The organism is Methanobrevibacter sp., from assembly GCF_015062985.1.
GTDB lineage: Archaea > Methanobacteriota > Methanobacteria > Methanobacteriales > Methanobacteriaceae > Methanocatella.
Map to the genome: position 1 here is coordinate 40,561 of NZ_SUTI01000013.1, position 6,641 is coordinate 47,201.

8 protein-coding genes and 2 tRNA genes are annotated in these 6,641 nt (G+C 36.9%); 3 read left to right on the plus strand and 7 right to left on the minus strand.

What is annotated here, in order from left to right; all coding sequences use genetic code 11:
• The 3 genes from E7Z77_RS06980 to E7Z77_RS06990 all read right to left on the minus strand — a co-directional run bounded on the left by E7Z77_RS06980 (position 1) and on the right by E7Z77_RS06990 (position 1,090).
• Positions 1 to 73: transfer RNA gene (locus tag E7Z77_RS06980), tRNA-Met, on the minus strand.
• Between the two features lie 85 nt (positions 74 to 158).
• Entirely contained in the window at positions 159 to 677 is a 519-nt protein-coding gene (locus E7Z77_RS06985) for a hypothetical protein (protein ID WP_292751979.1), read from the minus strand.
• 8 nt (positions 678 to 685) lie between these two features.
• Positions 686 to 1,090, minus strand: coding sequence for a hypothetical protein (locus tag E7Z77_RS06990; RefSeq protein WP_292751983.1), 405 nt, complete (start codon positions 1,088 to 1,090; stop codon positions 686 to 688).
• 98 nt (positions 1,091 to 1,188) lie between these two features.
• On the opposite strand from E7Z77_RS06990, the gene map reads away from it, so the two are divergent.
• On the plus strand, positions 1,189 to 2,106 hold the full coding sequence (gene map, locus E7Z77_RS06995; protein ID WP_292751986.1) for a type II methionyl aminopeptidase: 918 nt from the start codon (positions 1,189 to 1,191) through the stop codon (positions 2,104 to 2,106).
• A gap of 166 nt (positions 2,107 to 2,272) precedes the next feature.
• Here the strand turns inward: map and frhB are convergent, their stop codons facing one another.
• From frhB to frhA, 4 genes are read right to left on the minus strand one after another with little or no spacing between them, the layout of a single operon-like run.
• Complete coding sequence (gene frhB, locus E7Z77_RS07000) at positions 2,273 to 3,124, minus strand: coenzyme F420 hydrogenase subunit beta (protein WP_292751989.1); 852 nt, start codon at positions 3,122 to 3,124, stop codon at positions 2,273 to 2,275.
• A gap of 11 nt (positions 3,125 to 3,135) precedes the next feature.
• Positions 3,136 to 3,978, minus strand: a complete 843-nt coding sequence (gene frhG / locus E7Z77_RS07005; RefSeq protein WP_292751992.1) for a coenzyme F420 hydrogenase subunit gamma — start codon at positions 3,976 to 3,978, stop codon at positions 3,136 to 3,138.
• Positions 3,978 to 4,547, minus strand: coding sequence for a coenzyme F420-reducing hydrogenase, FrhD protein (frhD, locus tag E7Z77_RS07010; RefSeq protein ID WP_292751995.1), 570 nt, complete (start codon positions 4,545 to 4,547; stop codon positions 3,978 to 3,980). Before frhD ends, frhG begins: the two co-directional genes overlap by 1 nt.
• Positions 4,548 to 4,566: 19 nt before the next feature.
• On the minus strand, positions 4,567 to 5,781 hold the full coding sequence (gene frhA, locus E7Z77_RS07015) for a coenzyme F420 hydrogenase subunit alpha (RefSeq protein ID WP_292751998.1): 1,215 nt from the start codon (positions 5,779 to 5,781) through the stop codon (positions 4,567 to 4,569).
• Between the two features lie 156 nt (positions 5,782 to 5,937).
• Between frhA and E7Z77_RS07020 the strand changes: the two genes are divergently transcribed.
• Together E7Z77_RS07020 and E7Z77_RS07025 are read left to right on the plus strand one after the other, a co-directional pair.
• Positions 5,938 to 6,480: an endoglucanase gene (locus E7Z77_RS07020; RefSeq protein WP_292752001.1), complete on the plus strand. Its 543-nt coding sequence runs from the start codon at positions 5,938 to 5,940 to the stop codon at positions 6,478 to 6,480.
• 87 nt (positions 6,481 to 6,567) lie between these two features.
• A tRNA-Arg gene (locus E7Z77_RS07025) sits at positions 6,568 to 6,641 on the plus strand.

Below are 6,641 nucleotides of genomic sequence, written 5' to 3' on the forward strand. Positions count from 1 at the left end.
GCAGGGCCTAGATTTGAACTAGGGATCTCAGGGTTATGAGCCCTGCGGGTTCACCAGACTACCCCACCCTGCTATATGAAAATCAGTAACACTACTAAATATGATTCATATAATATATAAAGTTTTCGTTAAATTGGAAGAAATCAAAGAAAATAACATCAGTTATTTTCTAATGATTCGATTCTTTTATCCAAGTCGTTTAACTTTTCTTCAGTGGATTTTTGGAATTCTTCGGAAGATTTCTTGAATTCATTAAAATCTTTCTCCAAATTATCCACGTTAGCAGTTGTCTCTGAAAATTTAGATTGAAGATCTTCTAAATCTTCAGTAGTGGCTAAAGACCAGTCCTTAATCAATTCTTCACTTTTAGCATCCAAAAATGCATCGATTTTGTTAGAAAAAGCATCTGTGTTCAAAGCGGACATGTCAATGTCACTTAATTTAACTTTGATTCTTTTACCCATGGAATTGCCTTTCTCTGCGGAAGGTTCATCTTTAGATAAATCAGCATAATCTGAAGAATTACTTAAAACTTCATCCATGTGCGCATCAGCACTTTGTGGAATATAAGAACGTAATTTATCCATGGTGGCAGGACTATTCAATAAATAATAATAAACTAAAACTGCAATTGCAATAATTAGGATAATGACTGCAACTACTTCCATAGCATCCATATTCTCACCTATTTCATTCCTTTAAGTTTCTTCTCTTTTTCTTCAATTTCTGTAAGCATTTTTTCAAGTTTTCTCTGTTCGGTTTCAGCTTCCAATCTTGCTAATCTTTCATTGATTTCAGAATGAAGGAACCCAACACGACTTCTTGCTTCGGTGGTAGATTGTCTTATTTCAGAAAGACGATCTTGCTGATCCTGCGGTAATGGAATAGGATTATCCATTAATCTTTTGGATTCTATGTCTTTTTCAACCATGGACATTTTCTTAAGCTCAATCTCTTTTTCAAGAATTGCAATTGAATTTTTGGATTGAGCGATACTTCTCCATTGGAAAACAATGATAATTAATACAATAGCTATGATAACCAATACAAGTAATAAAAACATTTGGTCAGGTATTGTAGGAATATCCATTTTTTAACCTCCAATTAATATATAATGTATACTAATAAATTAATATATAAACTTTATCAATTAAATATTTAATTGATTAACACAGAAGGTAAAAACTTATGATGGAATCTTATATACAATCAGGAAAAATAGCTTCCAAAATACGTGACGAAGCTTCAAAAATGATAAAAGAAGGAACATTGGTCATTGACCTAGTTGAATATGTGGAAAGCGAAATATTAAAATCAGGTGCCCAAATTGCATTTCCTTGCAACGTATCATTGAATGAAGTGGCTGCACATTATACCTCTCCTGCAAATGACAAAACCGTAATTAAAGCGGGAGACATGGTGAAACTAGACTTGGGAGCAATGGTTGATGGATATATTGCAGATACCGCCATCACTGTTATCGCTGATGGAAACATTGATGAAAACTATACCCAAGACGAGATCAATCTTCATGAGGAGATAGTTGAAGCATCCGAAGCCGGCCTTGAAGCGGCAATCGCAACCGCAAGGGCTGGAATTGAAGTCTCAAAAATCGGTGAAGCGGTTCATGAAGCAATTTCCGAGTACAAATTAAACCCAATATTCAATTTAACCGGCCATAGCCTGGAACAGAATAACCTGCATGCGGGAATTTCAATCCCAAACTACGATAATCATGATCACTACATCCTGGATGAAGGTCAGGCGGTAGCAATCGAACCCTTTGCAACAAACGGAGAGGGGATTGTAAACGATGCTCCGGGACATTACATATTCTCATACATGAAAAACAGACCGTTCAGAATGAAAAGCACACAAAGAGTCCTGAAATATATTCAAAACAACCACCGGTTTGTTCCATTTTCAGGAAGATGGATTACCAGTGAATTCGGTGAGAGAAAAGGAAACATTGCATTAAAGCAATTGTCAGATGCGATGGCAGTCTATGCATATGCTCCACTGCGTGAAAAACAGGATTGCTTTGTAAGCCAAAAAGAACACACATTAATTATTGAAAAGGACGGCTGTACCGTTACAACCATTTAAATAAGATGAAGAGAGCGCTCTCTTCATTAACATTATATTTACAATATATAATGAAATCACTTTTTTTACAACAATTTCATATGAAAAAATAGTATTAGATTAGTTTTAAAAAAAATGCGACCAATAAAAGTCAATTAAAAAAAATAAAAAAAAGAAAGAAGTGGAATTAGTATTCCACAGGAAGTGGTAATCCCATTTTTGCTCTTCTTTCACGTTCTTTGCCGTTTTTGTCCTTTTTACCTTTAGCTAATTTTTCAAGTAAAGGAAGACCAGGTTTTACATCGTCCATTGGTTTTGTTTCAATTAAACCAGCGTCAACAGCAGCTTTAAAGATTGATTCACCGTCATCGGTTCTGGTTAAAACAGTGGACCATCCGTCAGGAGATCCTACAGAACCGGTTGATACGTCAGCCCATTCACATACGTAATCCATACAGATGTTACATCCAGCTTGTTCGTATCCGTGGGTTTCTTTAATAGCTAAACCAGAGTCTTCGCCGTCTTTGGTTAACCAGAATTTACCTTTACCGATGTCCATTTTGGTAGCATCTTGTAATGAGTCAAATCCTAATTTTGCGGTTGCGAAAGTATCAAGGGAAGCCATAGGGAAGTTTTCCATACAGTAGATACCTATGATTAATTTGATTTTATCAGCAACAAATCTTGCAAATGGATAAGCTTGTGCTTTTCTTAAACCTTGGGTTTGACATGGAGTTGCTACAACACCGACTTTTTCTAAACCATATTGACGGGTAGCTTCTTTTACAGCGGATAAGGTTGGGGACATTGAGTATTTGGTACCTGCTGCTGCGATAACTTCATCAGCGGAAGTTACTACAGTAGGAATAGGTCTCCAATCTTCATCAGGAGTTCCAGCTACAACTGCACCTTCAATGATTCCTTCATCAATTGCGTAACAGAGTAATGCTGAAACGATTCCTCCGTCTTGTGATACATCAGTAATTTTGCTATCAGTAGCTCTTGCAGATAATGCTTCTTTATAAGTTCCTAATGGCATGTTCATTCCTCCTATAATCCAGTTTCCTCTTTAATTCTTTTTATAGGTAACCATGCTCTTGGACACATTGCATAACAAGATCCACATTTAATACATCTATCTCTGTCACAGCTAGGTCTACCTTCAGAAAAGCCCATAGCTCTTGTAGGACAAGCTAGAGCACAAGTTCCACATCCAGTACATAATCCGTTACGGATTACGTTGGTTAATACGTCACAGCCACATCCAGTGTTGCAAGCAGCTTTATCAATTGCAGGTTGTAAGTATTCCATGTCTCCGTTACATAATGCAACAACTGTTTTTGCAATCATTTCAGGAGCTACAGGACAACCAGGAAGTGCTAAATCAACTTTAACTAATTGACTAATTGGTGCAAAAGATTCGTGTTTAGGTTGTGCTTGTTGACCTCCACGTGCGAAGGTTGTGAAACAACCGGTCATAGCACAGGAACCAAATGCAGCAATTAAACCAGATTTTTCTCTTGCCATTAAAAGTTCTTGAACACTGTGTTCATCTTGTAAACATACAGATCCTTCAATTAAACATAAGTCCATTTCAGGCATTTCTTCAGCGAAAGTACCGTGAACCCATTTGTCAACTAAAGTTTGTCCGTATACAATATCAACCATATCAGTTAATACAGCAGATAAAATGTCGTAATTTTCAGTAAGAGACATTGCATCTCCAGTACAACCACTTAAGTGTATGTAACCAATACGTGGTTTTGCTGAAGCAGCTTTTTCTTCTGCAGGAGCAGCTTTAGGTGTTTCAGGAGCAGCTTCAACTTTTTCTTCTACTTTTGGAGCGACTTCTTCTTTAGATCCGCCAAAAGCTTTTTTCAATTTATCAAACATTATTTTACCCCGATTTCATTTAAAATAAGATTAATAGCTTTAGGAATTGCCTTAGATACAGGCTCTGTTAACCCCACATCCACATCTGGAGTTGGGATTTCTGCAGGTTTACAACCTACAACAACAACTTCGCACTTTTCAGAAATTTTTTGAAGTGGCTCTTCAACTGTCATTCCGTGAGGATTATCATATTTACCTATTTTCATTATATTCGGATCAAAAGTATCAACAGTTCCAGGTTCCGCATCAAACTCAACAACATCAACCACAATGAGTTTTTTCCAGTCATATTCTTCATATAATGGGAAAAAGTTTGTTGGAGCTGCAGTTCCACCATCAATAAACTGAACACCATCCGGCAACTTTACGCCTTCAAACTGTTCTTTAATTTGATCTAAAACATCTTTATCAAATTCATCCTCAACATAGGCAGTGATAGCAGGATCATAATAATCGTTTTGGTCATTAGCGTATTTTTGCAACAAGTTAATAATTATCGGACCAAATCCATCATCCTTGAATAATACATTTCCACATCCAATCACAATAATTTCTGAGTCATAAGGCATTTAATTTTTCCTCCACTACTTATATCCTCACCATTTCATTTTTGAGAATGGATTTGTCTTCATCGTCAACTACCATCACGTGAGTAGCACAGGATAAACATGGGTCGTATGCTCTAATTACGTGTGGACCTAATTCATGATGGAAACCTTCGGTAGCTGGACCCATTGTTGGAATGTTCCAGGTAGTTGGTACAATAGCTGAGTAGAATTGGGTTTTACCTTCTTTAACTTGAGCCATGTGTACGTCAGTTCCCCTAGGACCTTCAATAACACCGAATCCAAGTTCGCCAGTTCCTCTTTTATCGTAAGATACGTTTGCAGGTGCTGCAGTATCAATTGCATCTAATGCTTCCATACATGCGTTGAAGTTTTTGATCATTTCGTCTGCACGTGCAACGTGTTGAGCAACTACACCTTTGTCTTTAAAGCCTGAGAATTTTTCCATTCTTGCTCTAGGACCGGTTTCAACATTGTTACCTTCCCATAAAGGAATTACTGAACATGCTTTTTTACCTATTTCTGGGTCATCATACCATGCTTCAGGTAATACTTCTGAGAATTTGTCCATGTCAAAGTCATTGGTACCGTAAGTTGCATCCATTGCCATTAATGGTTGGTTAACTACACCTAAATCTTTAGGTAAACCAGCTTCGAGAACACAGTTTTTAATGAATTCAACGTGTGCTTCGAGTTTTGGTTTTAAAGCGTTCATTCTTTCGATTAATCTTTCTTTTGTGAATGGGGTGATGTTTCTTGCCATTCCTCCAACCCTAATATCGGATGGGTGGATACCTTCACCAGCAATCATGTCAACAACATATTGTACATGTTTTCTTACTTCACTTACACTGTCTACTGCATCTGCGAATTTGTCCTCAGGGACAACATCCGGTGCAACTAAGAAGTGGTGAATTGCTGCACTGTTGATTCCATGTGCTGCTGCAACAGCTTTTCTTAACAATTTAGCGTTTTTAGGTATTTCAATACCTAAAGCCATATCCATAGCTTCAGCAGATGCTAAAGTATGTGGAATAGGACATACTCCACAGATTCTTTGACATAAAACTGGAGCGGTTTCAGGTGCTTTGTTAAGAACCATCTTTTCTAAACCCCTTACAGGAGTTATACTTAAATACATACCTTTTGTAACAATCCCTTCGTCGTCTACTTCCATGACGAGTTCGGCATGGCCCTCTTGACGAGTTGTAGGGGATATAACTACTCTATCTTTCAAATATGTCACCTCAATTATAAATTAGAAACTAACATTTACTATATATGTTTATTATTATTAATAAGTAACTTCAAAAAATACAAATAGAAATATATATAAAAGATAAAAATCTAAATTTATTTATTATAATTAATTAACTTGAAAGGAGGGAAAAAGATGGATAAAGCAAATATTATTATTTCAATAATTATTGTATTATGTATTGCAGCAGCAGTTACTGCATACGGTATAACCAATAGTGATAACCCAATTTTCTCAGATTTATCCAGTATGGGTGCAAATGATGATGCTGGAAATGGAATTGGGAACAGTACAAGTTTAAATAATGGGTCCTCATCTGTAGCAACTACAGACAGCGGTTCAAGTTCTACAGGATCTGGATCAAGTAGCTCTGGCAGTTCTTCTGGAGGTTCCTCCTCAGGTAGTTCTTCAAGTGGAACTTCTTCAAGTAGTGGAAGCTCAAGTTCCGGCAGCGGAAGTGGAAGCTCAAGTTCAAGTTCTTCCAGTTCAAAAAGTACACAATTATCATACTCATCCGCTAAATCTATTGCAAGTGATGCAATTTTAGAAGAAGGATGTTATGCTGGAAGTGGATATTATTCCGGCGGATACTGGTACTTTACCGTATATGACGCAAACGGAAATGCTGTAGATAGCATTGCTGTTAATGATGCAACTGGAGATACTGAAAGAGCATGAGGATTAATTTTAATCCTTTATTTTTTTATTTTAAAAATAGATAAGTATATATAATACAATAAACATATTTATTATTGTTGTATATAAGGGCCCGTAGCCTAGCTGGATAGGGCGTCGGACTTCTAATCCGAAGACCCCGGGTTCAAATCCCGGCGGGTCCG

What these genes read in the sequence shown, in the direction of transcription:
- E7Z77_RS06985 (WP_292751979.1), bottom strand. Translation starts at nt 677, where the DNA reads ATGGATGCTATGGAAGTAGTTGCAGTCATTATCCTAATTATTGCAATT.
- E7Z77_RS06990 (WP_292751983.1), bottom strand. Translation starts at nt 1,090, where the DNA reads ATGGATATTCCTACAATACCTGACCAAATGTTTTTATTACTTGTATTG.
- map (WP_292751986.1), top strand. Translation starts at nt 1,189, where the DNA reads ATGATGGAATCTTATATACAATCAGGAAAAATAGCTTCCAAAATACGT.
- frhB (WP_292751989.1), bottom strand. Translation starts at nt 3,124, where the DNA reads ATGCCATTAGGAACTTATAAAGAAGCATTATCTGCAAGAGCTACTGAT.
- frhG (WP_292751992.1), bottom strand. Translation starts at nt 3,978, where the DNA reads ATGTTTGATAAATTGAAAAAAGCTTTTGGCGGATCTAAAGAAGAAGTC.
- frhD (WP_292751995.1), bottom strand. Translation starts at nt 4,547, where the DNA reads ATGCCTTATGACTCAGAAATTATTGTGATTGGATGTGGAAATGTATTA.
- E7Z77_RS07020 (WP_292752001.1), top strand. Translation starts at nt 5,938, where the DNA reads ATGGATAAAGCAAATATTATTATTTCAATAATTATTGTATTATGTATT.